This is a genomic window from Neobacillus rhizosphaerae (assembly GCF_937468385.1).
Classification (GTDB): domain Bacteria; phylum Bacillota; class Bacilli; order Bacillales; family Cytobacillaceae; genus Neobacillus; species Neobacillus rhizosphaerae.
Genome location: NZ_CALBWS010000028.1, coordinates 25,039 through 44,796, shown reverse-complemented (window position 1 = coordinate 44,796; position 19,758 = coordinate 25,039). Strand labels below are relative to the sequence as shown.

At 36.6% G+C, this 19,758-nt stretch carries 20 protein-coding genes; 15 read left to right on the top strand and 5 right to left on the bottom strand.

The features are described from left to right. Window positions 1–80 precede the first annotated feature (80 nt). Complete coding sequence (locus M5A78_RS18545; protein WP_248736768.1) at window positions 81–2,201, top strand: bifunctional diguanylate cyclase/phosphodiesterase; 2,121 nt, start codon at window positions 81–83, stop codon at window positions 2,199–2,201. Window positions 2,202–2,246: 45 nt separating this feature from the next. On the opposite strand, the gene M5A78_RS18540 is transcribed toward M5A78_RS18545, so the two are convergent. Further along, window positions 2,247–3,116: a metallophosphoesterase gene (locus M5A78_RS18540; RefSeq protein ID WP_248736767.1), complete on the bottom strand. Its 870-nt coding sequence runs from the start codon at window positions 3,114–3,116 to the stop codon at window positions 2,247–2,249. Between the two features lie 165 nt (window positions 3,117–3,281). Beyond that, window positions 3,282–4,133: a C39 family peptidase gene (locus M5A78_RS18535; protein ID WP_248736766.1), complete on the bottom strand. Its 852-nt coding sequence runs from the start codon at window positions 4,131–4,133 to the stop codon at window positions 3,282–3,284. A gap of 139 nt (window positions 4,134–4,272) precedes the next feature. Here M5A78_RS18535 and M5A78_RS18530 point away from each other — a divergent pair, with 139 nt between their 5' ends. The 11 genes from M5A78_RS18530 (at window position 4,273) to M5A78_RS18480 (ending at window position 13,348) form a co-directional block, all read left to right on the top strand. Further along, a complete protein-coding gene (locus M5A78_RS18530; protein WP_248736765.1) occupies window positions 4,273–5,484 on the top strand; it encodes an EAL domain-containing protein in 1,212 nt (403 codons plus the stop codon). 70 nt (window positions 5,485–5,554) lie between these two features. Further along, complete coding sequence (locus tag M5A78_RS18525) at window positions 5,555–5,788, top strand: hypothetical protein (RefSeq protein ID WP_248736764.1); 234 nt, start codon at window positions 5,555–5,557, stop codon at window positions 5,786–5,788. A gap of 233 nt (window positions 5,789–6,021) precedes the next feature. Then, window positions 6,022–6,258: a YkuJ family protein gene (locus tag M5A78_RS18520; protein ID WP_040204715.1), complete on the top strand. Its 237-nt coding sequence runs from the start codon at window positions 6,022–6,024 to the stop codon at window positions 6,256–6,258. A gap of 272 nt (window positions 6,259–6,530) precedes the next feature. Beyond that, window positions 6,531–6,974 carry a cyclic-di-AMP-binding protein CbpB gene (cbpB, locus tag M5A78_RS18515; protein WP_248736763.1) on the top strand — a complete coding sequence of 148 codons (444 nt, stop codon included), beginning with the start codon at window positions 6,531–6,533 and terminating at the stop codon, window positions 6,972–6,974. 131 nt (window positions 6,975–7,105) lie between these two features. Then, window positions 7,106–7,993, top strand: a complete 888-nt coding sequence (locus M5A78_RS18510) for a LysR family transcriptional regulator (RefSeq protein ID WP_264760471.1) — start codon at window positions 7,106–7,108, stop codon at window positions 7,991–7,993. Between the two features lie 224 nt (window positions 7,994–8,217). Beyond that, window positions 8,218–8,928, top strand: coding sequence for a 2,3,4,5-tetrahydropyridine-2,6-dicarboxylate N-acetyltransferase (dapD, locus tag M5A78_RS18505; RefSeq protein WP_248736762.1), 711 nt, complete (start codon window positions 8,218–8,220; stop codon window positions 8,926–8,928). 58 nt (window positions 8,929–8,986) lie between these two features. Further along, a complete protein-coding gene (locus tag M5A78_RS18500) occupies window positions 8,987–10,111 on the top strand; it encodes an N-acetyldiaminopimelate deacetylase (protein ID WP_248736761.1) in 1,125 nt (374 codons plus the stop codon). 279 nt (window positions 10,112–10,390) lie between these two features. Then, window positions 10,391–10,939 carry a peroxiredoxin gene (locus M5A78_RS18495; protein ID WP_248736760.1) on the top strand — a complete coding sequence of 183 codons (549 nt, stop codon included), beginning with the start codon at window positions 10,391–10,393 and terminating at the stop codon, window positions 10,937–10,939. A 66-nt stretch (window positions 10,940–11,005) separates the two neighbouring features. Beyond that, a complete protein-coding gene (locus M5A78_RS18490; protein WP_248736759.1) occupies window positions 11,006–11,461 on the top strand; it encodes a TlpA disulfide reductase family protein in 456 nt (151 codons plus the stop codon). 248 nt (window positions 11,462–11,709) lie between these two features. Further along, on the top strand, window positions 11,710–12,609 hold the full coding sequence (locus M5A78_RS18485; RefSeq protein ID WP_248736758.1) for a DUF4349 domain-containing protein: 900 nt from the start codon (window positions 11,710–11,712) through the stop codon (window positions 12,607–12,609). A gap of 55 nt (window positions 12,610–12,664) precedes the next feature. Continuing rightward, window positions 12,665–13,348 carry a potassium channel family protein gene (locus tag M5A78_RS18480; RefSeq protein ID WP_319942319.1) on the top strand — a complete coding sequence of 228 codons (684 nt, stop codon included), beginning with the start codon at window positions 12,665–12,667 and terminating at the stop codon, window positions 13,346–13,348. Between the two features lie 45 nt (window positions 13,349–13,393). On the opposite strand, the gene rnjA is transcribed toward M5A78_RS18480, so the two are convergent. Then, window positions 13,394–15,061: a ribonuclease J1 gene (rnjA, locus tag M5A78_RS18475; protein ID WP_248736756.1), complete on the bottom strand. Its 1,668-nt coding sequence runs from the start codon at window positions 15,059–15,061 to the stop codon at window positions 13,394–13,396. Between the two features lie 3 nt (window positions 15,062–15,064). After that, a complete protein-coding gene (locus M5A78_RS18470; protein WP_248736755.1) occupies window positions 15,065–15,277 on the bottom strand; it encodes a DNA-dependent RNA polymerase subunit epsilon in 213 nt (70 codons plus the stop codon). A 509-nt stretch (window positions 15,278–15,786) separates the two neighbouring features. Here M5A78_RS18470 and M5A78_RS18465 point away from each other — a divergent pair. After that, complete coding sequence (locus tag M5A78_RS18465; RefSeq protein WP_248736754.1) at window positions 15,787–16,557, top strand: Cof-type HAD-IIB family hydrolase; 771 nt, start codon at window positions 15,787–15,789, stop codon at window positions 16,555–16,557. A 182-nt stretch (window positions 16,558–16,739) separates the two neighbouring features. Here the strand turns inward: M5A78_RS18465 and def are convergent, their stop codons facing one another. Further along, a complete protein-coding gene (def, locus tag M5A78_RS18460) occupies window positions 16,740–17,294 on the bottom strand; it encodes a peptide deformylase (RefSeq protein ID WP_248736753.1) in 555 nt (184 codons plus the stop codon). A 182-nt stretch (window positions 17,295–17,476) separates the two neighbouring features. On the opposite strand from def, the gene M5A78_RS18455 reads away from it, so the two are divergent. Then, the gene (locus M5A78_RS18455; protein ID WP_248736752.1) at window positions 17,477–18,139 is read left to right on the top strand and encodes a YkyA family protein; all 663 of its coding nucleotides are present in this window, start codon (window positions 17,477–17,479) and stop codon (window positions 18,137–18,139) included. A gap of 501 nt (window positions 18,140–18,640) precedes the next feature. Further along, a complete protein-coding gene (gene pdhA / locus M5A78_RS18450) occupies window positions 18,641–19,756 on the top strand; it encodes a pyruvate dehydrogenase (acetyl-transferring) E1 component subunit alpha (RefSeq protein ID WP_248736751.1) in 1,116 nt (371 codons plus the stop codon). Window positions 19,757–19,758: the final 2 nt, after the last annotated feature.

Here is a 19,758-nt window from a genome sequence, read left to right as displayed (position 1 = left end):
TTTAATTGTAAAATAGAAATACTAGAATGTAAAAACATTATTGTGAAAAAAGGGAATTTTTTCGTTTGAAGGATGATTAAATGGATAATTTAAATAGATTATTAACTAAAGAATTAGAATTAGGGAAAACCAATAGTATGATTCAGAAAATCATTTTTGATATTATTTTTCAACATGTTCAAGATATGGTTTTTGTTATGAAAGTGGAAAAGGGACCTAGATTTCGCTATTTGTTTGTCAATGAATCAGGAATGCAGAAAGCAAATCTTTCGATTGATGTGCTCGGAAAAACCATGCAAGAAGTTCTTCCGGTCGATTTTGCCAACACCCTACAGCAGAAATACGAGAAAGTATTAAAAACAAAAGATATTGTTTTGTTTGATGATCAATTCTATTTTGATGGACAAAAGGAAATATATGGGGAAACGATTTTAACCCCGGTGTACAACAATAAAAAAGTAATTAGTTATGTGGTAGCTGTAACGAGAGATGTAACTGAATGGTCGCTAGAGAAAAATAAAATCATAGAAAGCGAACAAAGATATCGCTCGATTGTTGAAAATAATTTAGATGCAATTTTTACGATTAGCCCAGAAGGAAAAATTCTTGAAGCAAATCCTGCTGCTTCTTTGTTGACAGGATATGCTGAAAAACAAATGACCAATCGATTTATTTATGACTTGGTCAATGATCATGATTTAGAAAAGTTTAAAACACTATTAGAAAAAACTTGTTTAGGATATGCTATGGAATCACTAGATTGCAAAATTATCCATAGGAAAGGCCAACTGCTAAATGTCCAAATAAAAACCGTTCCCATCGTGGTCCATAGTGATATTAACGGGCTTTATGTCATTTTTAAGGATTTATCGGATCAGGCTAAAAATATGGAAATAATAAAATTTATGTCATTTCATGATCAACTAACAGGACTTCTGAATAGAAGTGCTCTACTTGAGCATTTAAATGAATATATCTTTTCGCCTCTCCGAAAAACGGAAGAATTTGCATTAATTACAATTGACTTGGACCGGTTTAAATATTTAAATGATACCCTTGGACATCTGGCGGGTGATCAAATATTAAAAAAGGTGGCTGAACGATTACTACGATTTCAAAATGATCATTGCTATGTATATCGTGTTGGCGGAGATGAGTTCAATATTTTACTTTTAAATATCGGGAGACAAGAGGCCGGTGCCTTTGTCCGAAAGGTATTTACTGCATTCGCACGATCCTTTTATTTGAATTCCCAAGAGTACTTTATTTCCCCGAGTATCGGCATTAGTATGTATCCTAATGATGGCAAGGATGCTGAAATGCTGATAAAAAATGCCGATGAAGCCCTATTTCGGGTAAAGGAACGAGGGAAGGCGCATTATCAATTTTATCGTACAGATATGAATTCTGTTTTTACGAACATCGTTACTTTAGAGACTCATTTACGGAAGGCAATTGATAAAGCTGAACTTAGCCTATTCTATCAGCCTCAAGTTGACATTGCAACTGGAGAAGTGAGTAGTTTCGAAGCTCTCCTTCGCTGGAATGATAGGGAGTTCGGCAGGATTTCCCCAAGTGTGTTCATTCCATTGGCTGAGGATACTGGGCTTATTATTTCAATTGGGCATTGGGTTATCGAAAATGCCTGTAAGCAAATAAAATGCTGGAATGATAAGGGATATAGAGATATTCATGTGGCTATTAACATCTCCCAAAAGCAATTCCAGCACCCTAACCTTGTTCAATTTATTCAATCCATGATTGAAAAATATAATATAAAGGCATCTTCTCTAGGAATAGAAATTACCGAAGGAGCAATGCATGATACAAAAGAAACCATTCCCATTTTAAAGAAAATGAAAGAACTGGGAATTTCCATCTCTGTTGACGATTTTGGGACAGGGTATTCATCATTAAATTACATAAAACAATTTCCCATAAATATATTAAAAATTGATCAGTCCTTTATTAGGGATATTCTGATTGACGAGAAGGATGCAGCGATAACATCCACGATCATTCACTTAGGAAAAAGCTTAGGTCTAGAAGTGGTTGCTGAAGGTGTCGAGTGTATTGAACAAGTTGAGTTTCTTTCAAATGCCAAGTGTCATAAAATTCAGGGCTTTTATTATTCTAAACCGCTCCCCGCTGATGAAATTGAGCAGAAATTTTTACTAGAAAAATGTCTGAAGGAATCATAGTAATCGAAAGAAAAAATCCTTATCTACAAGTGATAAGGATTTTTTTTAGTTAGAATTCAAGGTAAAGATTGTCAATTCTGGTGTTGACATAAAGCGGAATGGAAGCCGGGTTGTTCCTATTCCTCTGTTAACATAAAGAGTTAACTGGTGGTCATCGCCAATCGAATAAAGCCCTTCTGGATAAATTTTTGCAAATGGCGGTTTAATAAGTGCTCCGATAAATGGTATTTTTACCTGTCCGCCATGGCTATGCCCGCTGATTTGCCACTGAATTGGATACATCGCAGCATCATCTGCAAGGTCAGGGGCATGTGATAGTAAAATTTTAAATTGATTATCAGGCACATTTTTTAGCGCTAAGGGCAAATCCGGGTTCCCTAACATCGCATCATCGATTCCAAGCAGATAGATGCTGCTGCCGTCCTTTAGTTTTATTGATGTGGATTCATTCAGAAGCACGGTGAAATTCGTGCTTTCCATAATATTACGGTAAATATCAGAACCGTAGCCCCCATGGTCATGGTTACCAAAAATGCAGAATTTCCCGAGCGGGGCATGTAATTTTTCTAACATTGGTAAGAGTTGATGGATTTCCCTAAATTTATTGGGCTCATCCATTAAATCACCGGTAAATAATATAATATCTGGCTGAAGGTTATTAATCTTATTCACTAATTTTTTGAATTGATCAAGATTGTATTGAAATCCAAGGTGGGTATCACTAAATTGAATTATATTTATGCCATTAAAGCTTTTCGGGATTAATGGGTGTTTAATATGCTGCCGCTTGATATCAAGTAATGAGGGCTCAATTCGATTAGCATAAAGGTAGCCCCCCGAACTCAACCCGAGAACGGTTAGAAATGAACCAAATGTACGTTTCAGTAATGTTCTCCTCGTCAGTTTCTTTTTCATTTTTTCTACCAACCTATTTTTTATTTACCATTCTATAAAATAGAAGAGTTCATTTGTATTGTCTTTAAAAACAGCTATTTTTGCAAGAGAAAAAGATTACTTGTATGATATTATTCAAAAAAACAAAAAAAATTCTAAAAAGCAGCCAGGGGCTGCTTTTTAAATTCACTTATAACTAACAGCACGGCTTTGCAATGCCTTCCAGGAAGAGATGAACTGTTCTTTTCCTACTCTAACTTGCTTCTTTCCGGATAATGGATCATTTAAATAGACATAACTGGCATCATATCCTACCAAGACGACGGCATGTAAATCAAGTGGGGTTTTAATATGTTGCCTTCCGTGATACCATGATTCCCACCTATCAGGGAGGCGGTAATCCCCCGTGGTCCAGACAACAACAGGGTACCCTGCAGAAACATGAGCTAATACCCGTTCAAAAGGCAGGTTTGTTAAATTAATGGCCCGGCCAGGGAGCTTTTGATTAATTAAGGCAATCATTGGTTTTTCAAAAACAGCATACCCGGCCCTTTTTCCGGTCATATCGCCGACAAAGCCGTCAGCAGGGTTTCCCCATCGTAATATATTCCCGTTTGGCGATTTGATTAGCGGGTCTGGATCCTTTTGGATGGCGTTGTATAAATCCATTTTAGTTGTTTTCACACCGGCGTATTGCAGGACCATTGCCAGGCTTGTCACTTCGCACCCAAACTTTAGCTCAGGATTTTGAGTGATTAAGACCACATTAAGCATTGCTGACTCTTTTTTGGGGGTGGTATTAACAAAATCGCTTTTTTTACCTGTATTTTTTACCTTCATTACTTGATCCTTAAGATCAGTGATTTTATATGGTGAACCTGTTATATTAACTGAAGACGAGCTTTTTATCGGCTCTTTCTCAGTAATTGGTGAAACCTGTTGTTCATTTACAGATTTTACTCTCACTTCTGAATCATCATTATAGTTGCTGCATCCAAACAGTGGAAGGATTGAGGTAATTAAGCAAAGTTTTTTCAAGATTTATCCTCCTTTGTGTAGTGCTTATGGATAGGATGTGATTGTTTCTCAGCAGCTATAATGGTATCCTTTTGGAAAAGAACGAGAAGGATCGGTTAAGCGTATCATAAATTGAGAATAAATTATTGGAGGTACGTGGATGGATGCATTGGAAATCCTATCGGATCTTGAAAATTGTTTCCCGTATTTTCAACCGATTATTAGTGCCGATGAACAAAGAGTAATTGCCTATGAGGTTTTGGGAAGATATCAATCAGAGGGCAATATCATAAGTTTAGGCCCCTTTTTTCAAGATGATCAAATTCCGGATGAATATAAATTTGAAGTGGATTTGCTGATCGTTAGAAAAGCTCTTGAAAAAGCACTGGAGCTTGAAGAGGATGTAAGTATTTTCATAAATCGAAATGCCGAGCTATTAATGTATGGGCACGGGGAACCATTTTTACAAGAGCTTTTAACATTTGAAAAAAGAGGATTACGTTTACAGCGAATCGTTTTAGAAATTTCTGAACGAAAATATCAAGGGGATTTAAATCAATTTGATCACCTTTTGCAGTATTACCGGACGTATGGGATTAAAATTGCTATTGCAAGTATTGATAGCGAAAGTCCTAATTTTGAACGGATTGGTCAGCTTGACCCGAATATTTTAAAAATTAACCTCCAAGCATTGAAATCTTCAGCCACAGGAATGAATTTTAATGATGTTTTGTTCTCTTTGTCACTTTTGGCTAGGAAAATTGGTGCCACGCTATTGTTTGAAAATATAGAAATGAGTTATCAGTTGCAGTTTGCGTGGAAAAACGGCGGCCGCTACTATCAGGGTTACTATTTACATCCACCCTCGGCTGAATTTATTCAGCGTGACTTATTAAAATATCGCTTGAAAGAAAAATTCCATGATTTTATTTCGTATGAAAAGAGAAAATTGGAAGCTGTGTTTAATACGGCGGAATATTTTCAGGCAAAGGTTCAGGAAATGGTTTTCAAAAACAGAAAAGCTGGCTATGAAGAATTATTTCAAGCTTTAATAAAGGAAATGGACCAAATGGCTTTTCGGATGTATGTTTGTGATGGTGATGGGTTTCAAAAATCAGCCAATATAATTAAAAGTAAAAGTGGCTGGAGTTCACAGTCTGAATACATCGACAAAAATTGGAGTTGGCGGCCTTATTTTTTGGAAAACATCATAAAGATGCGACATGAACAAAAGGGAATACTATCTGATTTGTATTGTGATATTGAAACGGGAGAAACGATCCGAACTTTTTCATTTCCAATGAATGGGAACGATTATTTATTTATCGATCTGTCTTATCAATATTTATTTGAACACGACCAATTACTTTAAGAATGCACTGTATAGATTGATTCATTGCGTGGCATTTTAATGGTAACTTTCATTAGAAGGAGTCTTGCTCATGAATCTTTTTGTCAATATCCTTGCGATTGCAATTTTCGGTACACTTGCGGTTTCACTACTATATACATTGTCAGTTGCAAGACAGCAAAAGGCGGTTGAAGGAGATATTGATACCAAAATGGCTAAACCAGTAAAAGAGAATGTTTATTTAAGAAATCCGATTTTCTTAGCCTATATAATCTTTTTTGCTTTGCTCCTTTTTATTATCCTGTTTGTAGCGATTATTTTTTAATAAATAGGTCTCAAGCCTTTTGAGGCCTATTTTTTTTGTTCATTTAAGAAAAAAAATAGCTAAATTTTCATTTTTGCTTGGACAAATGAAGAACGTTATTTTATTCTTTTAATATTGGCATACAAAAAGATTCATTTGAAAAATCCTGAAAAAAATCCATCAGGATAGAAACATGCCAAATGAGAAACATAACTGTAGGCAGTTTGTTTTGTGTTTGAAAGGAGGAAAAGCTTATGTCACAGCTTCAAGGTATCTTAACAAGATTAAAAAACCTTCAAGAACAATCTAATAGTGGTGAACCGGCGCAGCGCTATTTCGAGGTAAATGGAGAAAGAAAGTGTCAAGTAACATTTCATCCAAAAACAGAAACATTTGAATTAGAAATATATAATGAGAAAGAAAAGCCAAAACGATATCAATTTGATAATATTGATATGATTACCATCGAAATATTTGATTTAATTCAATAAGGGACCTTTAGAGGTTCCTTTCTTTTTCTCTTTTAGGAGGTTCAAAAATATACCACAGACCACCGAAAACTATGATAGAATAAGTTTGTATTAAGTGAAACTTCCATTATTGGGGGTTTTCCTTTATCCCCCAATGATAGTTAGTTGAACCAATCGGACTTTTACGGGCAGTTGATCCTCCGCTTATCCTTATTTGGTTCAGTCAAGGTCTTGTGGTGGGGGGTTACTACCCGTTAAGGCGGGACAAAACAAACATTGAGGAGTTTTCGGCAATGATCAGTCTTTCCAGTGGGGAATTTTTAGAGCTAACAATTAAAGAATTTATGATACCATCCGAACGGGTTGCACATGTACAAATCGGAAACAATCTCGAGCATGCCCTATTGGTGTTAACAAAAAGTGGTTATACAGCAATTCCTGTTTTGGATCCGCATTATAAACTACACGGATTAATCAGTGCACCCATTATTATGGATTCGATTCTTGGTCTTGAACGAATTGAATTTGAACAACTTGAAAATAAACGAGTTGAAGAGGTTATGAGAAAGTCAATACCTCGAGTTAAAATTTCTGCTTCGATTTTCATCTGTCTTGATTTACTAGTAAACCATCCGTTTTTGTGTGTAGAAACAGAGGATGGATTTTTTGAAGGAATTTTGCCAAGAAGCACGGTCTTAAACCAATTAAATAAAATCGTAAAAAGGTTTAAAAAATAATAAAATAATGTTCAGGCTCCAAAAAAAGAATGAAAGCTCTGTGTAACCGCACAGAGCTTTTATTAATAAATGAATGAAACTTTTTTTAATGCGCTTTATAATAAAAAGAAAAATAATAAAGAGGTATTGCCTTGTCCTCATTATCTGAATTTCAATTATTATCCGTTTTAGCACAGGAAATGAATATGCGCAAAGCATCGGAACGGCTGTTTGTTTCGCAGCCAGCCCTTTCACAGCGCTTACAGACAATCGAAAAAGACTGGGGTACAAAGCTATTTATCCGCTCACAAAAAGGACTGTCCCTTACCCCGGCAGGAGAGCATGTGATTGATTTTGTAAACGAAGTACTTAAAAAACAGGAAAAGGTTCGTGAAACCATACATTCCTTGCAATCTGGGGTGTCAGGCACCTTGAAAATTGCGGTAGCTTCTATTGTGGGGCAAAATTGGCTTCCACAAGTTTTAAAGAAGTTTATTGATAAATATCCCCAGGCAAAAATTTCTCTTGTGACGGGATGGAGCAGCGAAATTCTTAAATGTTTATACGATGACCAAGTCCATATAGGGATTATTCGTGGAACGCCAGATTGGAAAGGTGTAAAGGTACATCTTTTTAACGATCCGCTTTATTTGGTAGACCGAGAGATTACTACTCCTGACCAAGTAATTAATACTGATCGTCCCTTTATTCAATTTAAAAGTGATTCGAATTATTACCAGGAGATTCAGGATTGGTGGATGCGCAACTTTAAAACATCACCGAAAAGAACCGTTGTTGTTGACCAAATTGAGACATGCAAACAAATGGCCTTTAATGGAATCGGCTACGCTATTTTGCCAGCCATTACTTTAACAAAAGCGGAAAGGGATATTTTCAAAATACCCCTTGTTGATGAGAACAACGAACCGTTAAAACGTGATACCTGGCTGTTGGGATATGAGTCCGCCTTCCAATTAAAGCAAGTGCAAGCGTTTGTGGAACTAATTAAGGAGCATATCGCTGAATCTTCAGAAGAGTAAGGGTGTTTTTCTTGTTTTCATTCCTTTTGTTTGTTAAAGTATTTTCTATAGTCTAGCTGGAGCGGCTAGCGCCTCGAGGTCAAATAACCACTAATATATGAATCAAAGTTCAAACTTCATATGTTAGAGAACGTTTGCTTGGCTAGAGAACGCTTCGCTTTCTCGCATTTAGGAAGACCAAAGCGCTTCCGCTTTTTTTATTACATACATTAGGGGGTTACTATATGAAAATGATGGATGCAAATGAAATTATTTCTTTTATTCAAAATAGTAAAAAATCTACACCGGTAAAGGTATATTTAAAAGGGGATTTAGCGAACATTGATTTTGGAAGTTATTCTAAAGCTTTTATTAATGGTAATACAGGCGTTGTCTTTGGTGAATGGTCTGAAATCAATACGGTATTAGAAGCGAACAAAGCGAAAATTGAAGATTTTGTGATTGAAGATGATCGCCGTAATTCTGCAATTCCTTTATTAGATATTAAACATATTAATGCACGGATCGAACCGGGAGTCATTATTCGTGATCAGGTTGAAATTGGCGATAATGCGGTTATTATGATGGGGGCCGTTATCAATATTGGCGCTGTTATTGGGGAAAAAACAATGATTGATATGGGAGTTGTCCTTGGCGGGAGAGCAACAGTAGGTAAAAACTGTCACATCGGGGCAGGAACCGTTTTAGCAGGTGTAATCGAGCCACCATCAGCAAAGCCAGTGGTCATAGAAGATGATGTTCTGATTGGTGCGAACGCTGTTGTGCTTGAGGGAGTAACGGTTGGGACTGGATCTGTGGTTGCTGCAGGAGCTGTAGTAACAAAGGATGTTCCTCCTTTTACAGTCGTTGCAGGAACTCCAGCAAAAAAAATCAAAGATATTGATGAAAAGACGAAATCAAAAACGGAAATTATGCAAGAGCTTCGTCAACTATAATGAAATTTCAGCGTGGAGCTTTCCACGCTTCTTTTATATCAGAAAAGAGGTATTTTAAATGAATCCATTGATCAAAATTCGCCGTGATCTTCATCAAATTCCAGAACTTGGATTTCAAGAGTTTAAGACGCAGGCCTATTTATTAACTTACCTAGAGTCTTTGCCGCAGGAACGAATGACCATTAAAAAATGGGAAACAGGATTATTTGTTAAGGTTCATGGTATTAATCCTCAAAAAACAATTGGCTACAGAACTGATATTGATGGCCTGCCAATTAGCGAACAAACAGAATTACCGTTTACCTCCACACATGATTTAAGAATGCATGCCTGTGGCCATGATTTCCACATGAGCATCGCTCTGGGGGTGCTGACCTATTTTGCTCGAAATCAAATCAACGACGACCTCTTATTTGTTTTTCAACCTGCTGAGGAAGGACCTGGCGGGGCTGAACCAATGTTGAAATCTGAAGAAATGCAAGAATGGAAGCCGGATATGATTCTTGCCTTACATATCGCACCTGAGTATCCAGTTGGTACCATCGCATTAAAAGAAGGTTTATTATTTGCTAATACCTCTGAATTGTTTATTGACCTTAAAGGCAAAGGAGGACATGCCGCCTATCCTCACCAGACGAATGATATGGTGGTCGCTGCCTGCACACTCGTCAATCAGCTGCAAACCATCATTTCAAGGAACGTTGACCCATTAGATAGTGCCGTAATAACAATCGGCAAAATTACTGGAGGAACAGTTCAAAATATTATTGCTGAAAAGGCAAGACTTGAAGGAACGATTCGGACATTATCTCCGGAATCTATGAAGAAGGTCAAGCATCGCATTGAATCGCTAGTAAAAGGAATTGAGACAGGGTATGAATGTGAAGCAGTAATTGACTACGGTTCTATGTATCACCAGGTTTATAATAATGAGTCGATTACAAGTGAGTTTATCGATTATATTCAAAAGGAAACAGATGTATGTGTGATAAAATGCAAGGAAGCCATGACGGGAGAGGATTTTGGATATATGCTTGAAGAGATTCCAGGTCTTATGTTTTGGCTTGGTGTCGAATCACCATTTGGTTTACACCATGCAAAACTAAATCCAAATGAAGCCGCAATTGACGTGGCTGTAAAGGTAATAGCAAGCTATATTAGTTTTAAAGGGAATCAGCTATAGAGGAGGGACAAGGCATTTTATTTTATTCTGCTGTAGAATCATGTTAAACTTAAGAAGAATAAAAGGAATATTGTTACATATCGAAAGTTTATTATCGAACGAAAAGGGCAAAACTTATTAAGGGAAAATCTTGATTATAATTAATAATAAGTATTTATTTAAATTAATTATAATTTAATATTGACTAAAAATAAGATTAGTCCTATAATGAGAAGTGTCAAAAGGATAGCGATTGAGAATTGCTATCAAAACTCATTTAATTTATTGGAGGGATTTGAAATGCCAGAACGTATGGTAGGTAAGCAAGCGCCACGCTTTGAAATGGATGCTGTAATGCCAAATAAAGAATTTAAAAAAGTAAGCCTTGAAGAAAATATGAAAAACGATAAATGGACAGTATTGTTCTTCTATCCAATGGACTTTACCTTTGTATGTCCAACTGAAATTACAGCGATGTCCGATCGTTATGAAGAGTTTGATGATCTTGATGCAGTTGTGATTGGTGCTTCAACTGACACTATTCATACTCACCTTGCATGGATCAAAACTGACCGTAAGGAAAACGGAATTGGCGATTTAAATTACCCATTAGCAGCTGATACTAACCATGTAGTTGCACGTGATTATGGTGTCTTAATTGAAGAAGAGGGTATTGCACTTCGCGGTTTATTCATCATTAGCCCAGAAGGTGAAATGATGTACTCTGTTGTTAACCACAACAACATTGGCCGTGACGTTGATGAAACTTTACGTGTGCTTCAAGCATTGCAAACTGGCGGTCTTTGCCCAGCAAACTGGAAGCCAGGACAAGCTACATTAAACGTGTAATTTAACCAAACATGATAGACCTAACCTTTCTAAGAGTTAGGTCTATTTTAAAATAGGGGGTTTAACATGAAGTTACGTGAACCAATGCCTGAGCTAACCGGTGCCACGGAATGGCTGAACGGTGAAGTTACCAGAGATGATTTAATCGGAGAAAAACCAACCTTGATTCATTTTTGGTCGATTAGCTGTCATTTATGTAAAGAAGCCATGCCCCAGGTCAATCAATTCCGTGATGATTTCAAGGAAAAATTAAATGTCGTTGCCGTTCATATGCCGCGATCTGAAAATGACTTGAATTTGGAAGAAATTAAGCAAGTGGCCGCTGAACATGGAATAACTCAACCGATTTTTGTCGATAGTGATCATAAATTAACAGAAGTCTTTGAAAATCAATATGTTCCAGCGTACTATGTTTTTGACCGCGAGGGCAAGCTCCGTCATTTTCAAGCAGGCGGAAGCGGTATGAAGATGCTTGAGAAACGTGTCAATCGGGTTTTGGATGAAATAGAAAAGACACAATAAGAAGATTAGTCTGAAGCTGTTCGTTGTTCTCAACGGACAGCTTTTTTGGTTGATTGGAAAACTCCTCTAATAGGATTTGTGCAACTCCGCAAATGGCTTCACTCTTTGGAAGTTTTATTTGTAAATAATGGAGATAATTTAGAAAAATAATTGTTTTCCTGTAACCTTGCCTCCAGTTAATCGTCGGTAATAGTAAAGATGAATTTCAGCGCATATCATTACTAATAGAGAATAAGGGGTGTCGTAAGTTGCAAAAACTAAAGAGATGGTTTCCTATTTATCTTATTGCCTTGGTAGTTTGGTTAGCTGGTTGCAGTGCAAGTAGTGAAGATAAGAGCGCAAAGATGAATGAAGGAAGTATGGATTCAGCTAAGTCTGGCGATAAATCCTCTATTTCCGCGGATAAGAAAGAAATGGCTAATAAAACAACAGGATCTGAAAAATTGGAAGTAACGAACAAAATGGTGATTTATCAAGCTGACTTACAGTTGAGAGTTAAGAAATTTAATCAAACTGTACAAAATTTGGAAGAAAAGGCGCTAAAATTCGGTGGCTATATTGCCGAATCCAATGTGACAAAAGAGGGCAAGGAGCAGGTAAGCGGTCGAATTACTATTAGAATACCGCAAAAGCATTTTCAGGAATTTTTGCATGATGCAGAAGGGCAAGCTGCAGAGGTGCTGCAGAGGAACATCACTGGACAGGATGTAACCGAAGAATATGTTGATCTAGATTCACGGTTAAAATCAAAAAGGGTCGTAGAGGAACGGCTTCTGTCCTTTATGAAGGGGGCTGCCAAAACAGAGGATTTATTAAAAATTTCCGCAGATTTAGCCGCTGTTCAAGAGGAGATTGAGACGATTGAAGGTAAGATGAAATTTTTAGAGAATCAAACAGCACTTTCCACTGTTACCATCACTCTTTACGAAAATAAGGTTGTAGTTCCGAATATTGATAAGGATAAACTAAATACATGGGAAAAAACGAAAAAACAATTTATGAAAAGTACCAATCTGCTATTATCCGGATTATCAGGCTTAGTTGTTTTTCTGATCGGAAATCTGCCCATTTTATTGATTTTAGCAATTATTGCTATTTTGAGCTTACTTTTTTATAAAAAAAAGAAAGCTCAAAATAGACAGGATTAACTTGTGATTTCCCTCTATATATAAAATGATGCTAAAATGATATTATATTAGATAAATGATATTGCTGGAGGAGTTAGTTGTGAAAAAAAGTTTTGCTGTCATTGGACTTGGCCGCTTCGGTGGAAGTATATGTCGTACGCTCACTGATGAAGGTATGGAAGTATTAGGGATTGATGTAAATGAAGAACGTGTAAATGAATTCGCAATGATTGCTTCCCATGCGGTTGTTGGTGATACAACGGATGAGAATGTATTGAAAAGCCTTGGTATTCGAAATTTCGATCATGTAATTGTAGCAATTGGTGATGATATTCAATCAAGTATCTTAACCACTCTTATTTTAAAGGAATTAGGGGTGGGGTGTATTACCGCAAAGGCCCAAAATGATTATCATGAAAAAGTGTTGCGGAAAATTGGTGCAGACCATGTTGTTCACCCTGAACGAGATATGGGGAAACGAATTGCAACCAACATGGCGTCGAGTAATGTAGTTGACTATCTAGAGCTTTCTGATGAACATAGTATTGTGGAAATTGTTGCAAATGGAAAACTTAGCGGACACACGATAATGGATATGGATATTCGTAAGAAATATGGTTTGAACATTGTTGCCATTAAAAGAGGAGAAGAAATCATTGTCTCCCCTCAAGCAAAAGAAACTATTTTTGTTAATGATGTATTAATAGTAATTGGAAATGATTCTGATCTTGATCGGTTTGAAAGAAAGGTCTTAGAATAATGAAAAAAAGCGGAAGAACCTTAATTAGGTCTTCCGCTTTTCTTTTTATACTTCCATAATGATAGGTAAAATCATTGGTCTACGTTTTGTTTTTTCGTAAAGGAATGGTGCTAATGTGTCAGTGATTTCATTTTTAATTTCAGACCATTGACTTGTTTTCCGCTCCATAACCTTATTTAAGTGTTTGGTGATTAGATTTTGGGCATCGTTGATTAAATCACCGGATTCCCTCATATAGACAAATCCCCGTGATATTAGGTCTGGACCGGAGGCGATTTTAAATTCTTTCATATTAATGCTGACAACTACAACAACTAAGCCTTCTTCAGAAAGGATTCTGCGGTCGCGTAGGACGATATTTCCAATATCACCAACACCACTGCCATCGATATAAACAGAACCAGAAGGGATCTTTCCAGCTACCTGAGCCATATCATCTGAGAGTGCTAATACTTCACCATTGTCCATAATAAAGCAATTTTCTTCTTCTACTCCACAATCGACTGCAAGCTTAGCGTGCATCCTTTGCATCCGGTATTCACCATGGATTGGCATAAAGAACTTAGGCTTAATTAAACGCAGCATTAGCTTTTGCTCTTCTTGTCCGCCGTGTCCGGAAGTATGGATATTGCTTAGTTTACCATGAATGACTTCTGCACCAGCTCGATACAGCATATTAATTGTTCTGTTGACACTAATCGTGTTACCTGGAATAGGTGAGGATGAAAATACCACCGTATCTCCAGGGATTATCTGAATTTGCCTGTGTGTGCCATTTGCAATTCTTGAAAGAGCTGCCATCGCTTCCCCTTGGCTTCCAGTACAAAGAATCGTGACTTTATCTGCAGGCAAGCGATTAATTTGGTTGGCTTCAATAAATGTTTCCTTTGGCGCATTAATATAACCTAATTCAAGGCCAATATTGATAGCAGCTTCCATGCTTCGACCAAAAACGGCTACTTTTCTACCATAAACAACAGCTGCCTCTACTACTTGCTGAAGTCTGTGGATATTAGAAGCAAATGTGGCAAAAATAATTCGACCATCTACCTTGCGGAAAATATCATCTATGCTTTCGCCAACACGTCGTTCGGACATGGTGAACTCTGGAATTTCGCTATTTGTACTATCTGAAAGTAAGCACAAAACACCTTCTTTTCCGATTTCAGCCATTTTGGTTAAATTGGCAGGTTCACCTACAGGAGTAAAATCAAATTTAAAATCACCTGTATGGACAATTTGCCCTGGTGGGGTTTTTACCACAATCCCGTAGGAATCAGGAATACTGTGGGTGGTTCGGAAAAAAGTAACCGATGTTTTGCGGAATTTAATTACATCGTCTTCTTTTATTTCAATTAGTTTTGCATTCCGTAATAAACCGTGTTCTTCTAGTTTATTTTTAATTAATCCTAGGGCAAGTTTGCCGCCATAGATTGGAATATTAACCTCGCGTAATAAATAAGGAATTCCGCCAATGTGATCTTCATGTCCGTGGGTCACAAATAAGCCTTTTATTTTATCCTCGTTTTTCACGAGGTAAGTGTAATCAGGAATCACATAATCAATCCCTAATAGTTCATCTTCAGGGAACTTTATCCCGGCATCGATTAAAATGATTTCATCCTGGAATTGAACTGCATACGTGTTTTTGCCGATTTCACCTAAACCGCCTAGAGCAAAAACCGCAGTTTGATCATTTTTTACAAATTTCATAAATTATCCAATCTCCAATACTTTATAGTCTTCATTTTGTTGTTCATATTCTAAATAGGCTCCTTTAACTTCTCGAACAAATTCAACATTAAACCCGCGATCAGCAATTTTCGAGCGGACATCTCTTACCGATTCTCCTTCTATAAAGAGGGTTTTAGTGTTTTCTCTAACTGGAACTTCCTTGATGCTTTCCTGATAATATACCTTAAATATCATGATAATTTCGCTCCTAACTAATTCATAACTTTTTCTATTATATAAAACATTTTCATCTTTTTCATTTATTTTCTTTAAAAGCCCTTCAATAAATAAGAAAAGTATGTAAAAAGTGCCGCTGGTTAACAATTTACAATAACGAATGAGCCCTTCGCAAGTTTGAAGGGCCCTTAAAAATATTTAGGCAATGGATTTTTTTCGTAGTAAATCTTTCCACTGTTTTAAGAGCTTCTTCCTGAGCTTCTTTAACATAGTGGATCATCTCCTTACCTCTTATTTTATACGAACCTTGTCCAATGTAAAGCTACCAATGGCAGATAATTGAAATTTTTTTATCAAAGAGAGTCTTTTTTCTATTATTATATGATGAAAATGCTGATTCTTTCATGGTTAATCATGGAATTTAGGTGACCGATAAAGAAATTGACATTTATTATAGTAAGGTTTAGTCTTTTTTAAAGAGAATGGCATTGAGCTGCATGGATTTACTGAAAGGAGCTTTATTAAGAATGAAAAAAATAGTCTTTTTTGACATAGACGGTACATTGCTTGATCATGAAAAAAGTCTTCCAGCAAGTACGAAAAAAGCAATCAAGTTATTAAAGGAAAACGGTGTCTTTGTTGCGATTGCCACCGGCAGAGCGCCGTTTATGTTTGAGAGTTTACGCGAAGAACTTGAAATTGATTCTTTCGTAAGCTTTAATGGACAATTCGTCGTTTTTGAAAATGAAGTAATATATGAAAATCCTTTGAATGAATTTGCACTAATTAAACTTTTTCAAAATGCTAAGGAAAATAATCACCCAGTTGTTTTCATGAACGAAAAAACGATGAAGGCAAGTGTAGAGCACCACTCTTTTATTGAAACCAGTTTGGGTAGTTTAAATTTTTTACATCCAGAGAAAGATGCCTCTTTTTATCTCAATCGAAAAATGTACCAGTCGCTGCTATTTTGTAAAGAAGGGGAGGAAGAGAACTATTTTACAGACTTCCCGCAATTTAATTTCATAAGATGGCATACCTATTCTGTCGATGTTTTACCAAAAGGCGGCTCGAAAGCGGAAGGTATTAAAAAAATGATTGAACGGTTAGGTTTTCAATTGAAGGATGTCTATGCCTTTGGGGATGGTTTGAATGATTTAGAAATGCTGGAAGCAGTTGGAACGGGTGTTTCCATGGGAAATGGTGTTCCTGAAGCGAAAGAGCTTGCCGATTTTATTACTAATGATGTTTCTGAGAATGGTATCTGGAACGGTCTTAAAAAATTACAGCTGATCTAAGGTCCAACTACCAATCAGTGGGGGTTTTCTTCGCCCTCTGATTGGTAGTTGCACCAATTAGGCTATTTCGGGCAGTTGAACCATAAATTACGCTTTATGTTAAAGCTAACCCATGAATTGTGGTTTATACTGCCCGTTAATGCGTGGTAAAAAGGAAGCAAAAGCTAAGAGCCGATGCTTTTCTATCTTTCAATGACAGTGGCGCCTTCAATCGGTAATAATGGATCATGTTTATCAATATGGTCATAAAACATTACTCCATTCAAATGATCGATTTCATGCTGAAAGCAAATCGCTGGTAGACCTTTTAATCGAAGTTTAACTTCTTCACCCGCTAAATTAATCCCTTTGACAGTTACCCTAGCATGTCTCGGGACAAGGCCTGGAATAGCTTCATCCACTGAGAGACAGCCTTCACCTGATTGTAAATATGCCTTTTCAACAGAATGACTAATAATTTTAGGGTTAAATAACGCATAGCTATAAAGGATTCCTTTATCGTCCGTAAGATGAACAGCAATCATCCGTTTTGAAATATTTATTTGCGGTGCAGCTAATCCGATTCCTGGACGCAGGCCATATTGTGAAGCGATTTCGTTATTCTGGCTATTAATTACGTATTCTATAAGGCTGGATAGCGTCTGTTTATCCTCTTCTGATGGCGGCATGGCGACTTCAGAAGCCACTTTTCTAAGTGTGGGATGGCCATCTCTAATGATATCCTCCATCGTTAACATGAACCTTCACTCCTGTGTTTCATATAATTATTTACAATCATTAGTCTATCAAACAATAGTTAAAATGTTAATCATTGATTGTGGTTGGAACATCCAAAATCTGCACGCTTTTGGCACAGTATATTGTCAAACAACCTAAGTACCGATATAGTAAGAAGTGGTAGTAGTTAGGAGGTTGAAAAGTGTTATATTTTGAAAAAAATCGATTTGTTATATTTTTTATTGCTATTATTTTCATTTTATCAGGGTGCGCTGCAAAAAAGACGCCTGTTGAAAAGATTTATGATGTATTAGAAAATGTTGTAAAAAAGGAAAAGACTTTTGAGGAGCAGCAGAACCCTCTTGTTACCTTAGAAAAGAAAGAAAAAGACCTATATGACCAGATTATTGGGCTTGGTATGAAAGAATATGACCAAATAGTCAAGATTTCAGATGAAGCACTCCAGGTAACTGAAAAAAGAAAAGAACATATGGAAAAAGAAACAAATAGTCTCAAGGAATCTGAGAAGGAATTTAAGAAAGTGGCGGACATAAAAGGAAAAATTACTGACACTAAAATTTCCAAATCAGCAAATGAATTATATGATATTATGATGCAAAGATATCAAGCACATGAAGTCCTGTACAAGGAATATTCAGTAGCCTTAACATATGATGAAGAATTATACCGGATGTTCAAGAATAAGAACCTTTCCCTAAATGAACTTGAAGCACAAATAAACAAACTAAATGGAACGTATAAAAAGGTTTATGCGGCAAATGAAAACTTTAATAAGCTTACAGAACAATACAACGAAAAGAAGCTGTTATTTTATAAAATGGCAGGCTTAAAATTGAATAAATAAGTATCTAACAATAGAAATCGGCTGAAAACAGCCGATTTTTTCTATATTATAACAAGTGACAAATTGGTGAAATTTTATATAACAGATATTGTTTCAAAGTGATACAGTTGAGGATTTTACATTTATTGTTTTTAGTATGATTGTATTGAAAAATTATAGTACGTAGTATTTGACGAGTGAAATTGAATGGTGTAAACTCATAAATGAGTTAAAAAGTTGTATTATTGATGTTACATAAAATAATGATACAGAATAAGATATTGGTAGAATGAAGACACTTTTTGTTTTATCTTGTCTTTTCTGTGAAAAACTATTGTTTAGAACTTTGAAGACCTAGGCGAGCACAATCCTATGTAATATCACAAGCTTTTTCAAAAAACAACGATAAAAAGAAGATGGCTAATCCCATCAAGATTTTATTCGAAAGTTTTTTGGGTAATCTAACAAGGTGAATTAATATCTTAAAATTTAGCCCTGAATCGAAAGGAAGAGGTGACCAAAATGACTTCTAAAACTAAGAACGCCAAGCTTGATGTCAATAAAGCACTCGATGTAGTAGAAGATCAATTTCAAACGCTTCAAATATTAAATGAAGATGGCGAAGTTGTAAACGAAGCAGCAATGCCGGATTTAACAGATGAGCAGCTTCAAGAATTAATGCGCCGTATGGTGTATACAAGAATTCTTGACCAACGTTCCATTTCTTTAAATCGCCAAGGAAGATTAGGTTTCTATGCTCCAACAGCTGGGCAAGAAGCATCACAGTTAGCATCTCAATTCGCACTTGAAAAAGAAGATTTTATTTTGCCAGGTTACCGTGATGTACCACAAATTGTTTGGCATGGATTGCCCTTATACCAAGCATTTTTATGGTCAAGAGGACATTTGGAAGGTGGACAGATTCCTGAAGGAGTCAATGTAGCTATTCCTCAAATCATCATTGGTGCTCAATACGTTCAAACTGCTGGTGTGGCACTTGGAATGAAAAAACGCGGAGCAAAATCAGTTGCTATCACGTACACAGGAGACGGTGGAACTTCTCAAGGGGATTTCTATGAAGGAATGAACTTTGCAGGTGCGTTTAAAGCACCAGCTATCTTTATTATTCAAAACAACCGTTTTGCTATTTCAACTCCTGTTGATAAACAATCTGCAGCGAAGACGCTTGCTCAAAAGGCAGTCGCAGCCGGAATCCCAGGTATCGTAGTTGACGGTATGGACCCATTAGCTGTTTATGCGGCAACTCGTGATGCCCGTGAGCGTGCGATTAATGGTGAAGGACCTACACTGATTGAAACCTTAACATACCGTTATGGTCCACATACAATGGCTGGAGATGATCCAACTCGTTACCGTACAGCTGACCTTGACAATGAATGGGAAAAGAAAGATCCGCTAGTTCGTTTCCGGAAATTCCTTGAAACGAAAGGTCTCTGGAGCGAGGACAAAGAAAATGAGGTAATCGAAAAAGCGAAGGAAGATATTAAAGAGGCCATTAAAAAGGCGGACGGTGCACCTAAACAAAAGGTTACCGATTTAATGTCTATTATGTTTGAAGAAATGCCTCATAACTTAAAAGAACAATATGAAATATATAAAGAAAAGGAGTCGAAGTAAGC

Excerpts from the sequence above, each read along its gene's own strand:
- M5A78_RS18495 (WP_248736760.1), top strand. The coding sequence starts at position 10,391 with ATGCCAGAACGTATGGTAGGTAAGCAAGCGCCACGCTTTGAAATGGAT.
- M5A78_RS18530 (WP_248736765.1), top strand. The coding sequence starts at position 4,273 with ATGGATGCATTGGAAATCCTATCGGATCTTGAAAATTGTTTCCCGTAT.
- pdhA (WP_248736751.1), top strand. The coding sequence starts at position 18,641 with ATGACTTCTAAAACTAAGAACGCCAAGCTTGATGTCAATAAAGCACTC.
- cbpB (WP_248736763.1), top strand. The coding sequence starts at position 6,531 with ATGATCAGTCTTTCCAGTGGGGAATTTTTAGAGCTAACAATTAAAGAA.
- M5A78_RS18525 (WP_248736764.1), top strand. The coding sequence starts at position 5,555 with ATGAATCTTTTTGTCAATATCCTTGCGATTGCAATTTTCGGTACACTT.
- M5A78_RS18520 (WP_040204715.1), top strand. The coding sequence starts at position 6,022 with ATGTCACAGCTTCAAGGTATCTTAACAAGATTAAAAAACCTTCAAGAA.
- M5A78_RS18540 (WP_248736767.1), bottom strand. The coding sequence starts at position 3,116 with ATGAAAAAGAAACTGACGAGGAGAACATTACTGAAACGTACATTTGGT.
- M5A78_RS18480 (WP_319942319.1), top strand. The coding sequence starts at position 12,665 with ATGATATTGCTGGAGGAGTTAGTTGTGAAAAAAAGTTTTGCTGTCATT.
- M5A78_RS18470 (WP_248736755.1), bottom strand. The coding sequence starts at position 15,277 with ATGATATTTAAGGTATATTATCAGGAAAGCATCAAGGAAGTTCCAGTT.
- rnjA (WP_248736756.1), bottom strand. The coding sequence starts at position 15,061 with ATGAAATTTGTAAAAAATGATCAAACTGCGGTTTTTGCTCTAGGCGGT.
- M5A78_RS18465 (WP_248736754.1), top strand. The coding sequence starts at position 15,787 with ATGAAAAAAATAGTCTTTTTTGACATAGACGGTACATTGCTTGATCAT.
- def (WP_248736753.1), bottom strand. The coding sequence starts at position 17,294 with ATGTTAACGATGGAGGATATCATTAGAGATGGCCATCCCACACTTAGA.
- dapD (WP_248736762.1), top strand. The coding sequence starts at position 8,218 with ATGAAAATGATGGATGCAAATGAAATTATTTCTTTTATTCAAAATAGT.
- M5A78_RS18545 (WP_248736768.1), top strand. The coding sequence starts at position 81 with ATGGATAATTTAAATAGATTATTAACTAAAGAATTAGAATTAGGGAAA.
- M5A78_RS18490 (WP_248736759.1), top strand. The coding sequence starts at position 11,006 with ATGAAGTTACGTGAACCAATGCCTGAGCTAACCGGTGCCACGGAATGG.
- M5A78_RS18500 (WP_248736761.1), top strand. The coding sequence starts at position 8,987 with ATGAATCCATTGATCAAAATTCGCCGTGATCTTCATCAAATTCCAGAA.